This is a genomic window from Photorhabdus sp. RM323S, from assembly GCF_042879375.1.
GTDB classification, from domain to species: Bacteria; Pseudomonadota; Gammaproteobacteria; order Enterobacterales; family Enterobacteriaceae; genus Photorhabdus; species Photorhabdus tasmaniensis.
Genome location: NZ_JBHFKZ010000153.1, coordinates 1 through 1,200 on the forward strand (window position 1 = coordinate 1; position 1,200 = coordinate 1,200).

Genomic DNA, 1,200 nt, shown 5'->3' on the forward strand with positions numbered 1-1,200 from the left:
AAATTCCCAAAGTTGATGGTGGCGTGCGTCCGCTCGGTATTCCTGCCGTGTCGGACCGGATCGCCCAGACGGTTGTTAAGCAGGTTCTCGAACCTGTGCTGGAGCCGCTGTTCCATACGGACTCGTATGGTTACCGACCGGGAAAATCTGCACACCAGGCGATTGCGCAGGCGAGAAAACGTTGCTGGCAGTTTGACTGGGTGGTGGAAGTGGATATTAAAGGCTTCTTTGATAATATCGACCACGCACTATTACTGAAGGCGGTGCGGCATCATACTCAGGAACGCTGGGTGGTGATGTACATCGAACGTTGGCTGAAAGCACCGGTGCAAATGCCGGACGGAACAATGCTGTCAAGGGAGCGTGGAACGCCGCAGGGCGGTGTGATCTCCCCCCTGATCTCGAATTTGTTCCTGCACTATGTCTTTGACATGTGGATGCAACGTCAGTTTCCCAGCGTCCCCTTCGAAAGATATGCGGATGATGTGGTATGCCACTGTCAAAGTCAGTTGCAGGCCGAAGCACTAATCAGTGAACTAGGCCAGCGGTTTGCGCAATGTGGACTGGAGTTGCATCCTCAGAAGACCCGGATAGTTTATTGCAAGGATGCCGATAGGCGGGGGAATTACGCGGAGACGCGCTTTGACTTTCTGGGCTATACGTTTCGGCCCCGTTTATCGAAGAATCGCTGGGGTAAGACCTTCGTAAACTTCAGTCCGGCGATGAGTGCCAGGGCAGGGAAAGCAATCCGTCAGGAGGTAAGGAGCTGGAACCTGCAAAATCGCAGTGACAAGTCGCTTTATGACCTGGCGCATATGTTCAATGCCAAAATCAGGGGCTGGATAAATTATTACGGTGCATTTTATAAGTCGGCACTGTATCCAACGCTGAGGCATATCGATCGCAAACTCGTGATATGGCTGACCCGCAAACATAAGCGTCTCCGTGGCCATAGACGACGCGCCAGTCACTGGCTGGCGCGTATGGCGCGGAAAGAAACAAGGCTGTTTGCACACTGGCCGCTGCTATGGGGGCAGGCTTCAATGGGAAGAGCCGGATGAGCTGAGAGGTTCATGTCCGGTTCTGTGAGCACCTGAGGGGGCGGTTCCCTCGGGTGACTCGACTTGTATGCCATTGTCGCAGTCAGTCGCAGGCCGAAGTACTGATAAGTGAATTAGGCCTGCGGTTCGCGCAATGTGG

1 protein-coding gene is annotated in these 1,200 nt (G+C 54.0%); it reads left to right on the top strand.

Annotated features, from left to right (window positions below; translation table 11 throughout):
- On the top strand, window positions 1–1,061 hold a 1,061-nt coding region (gene ltrA, locus ACGF7G_RS22350; protein WP_387468474.1), incomplete at its 5' end, for a group II intron reverse transcriptase/maturase.
- Window positions 1,062–1,200 lie beyond the last annotated feature (139 nt).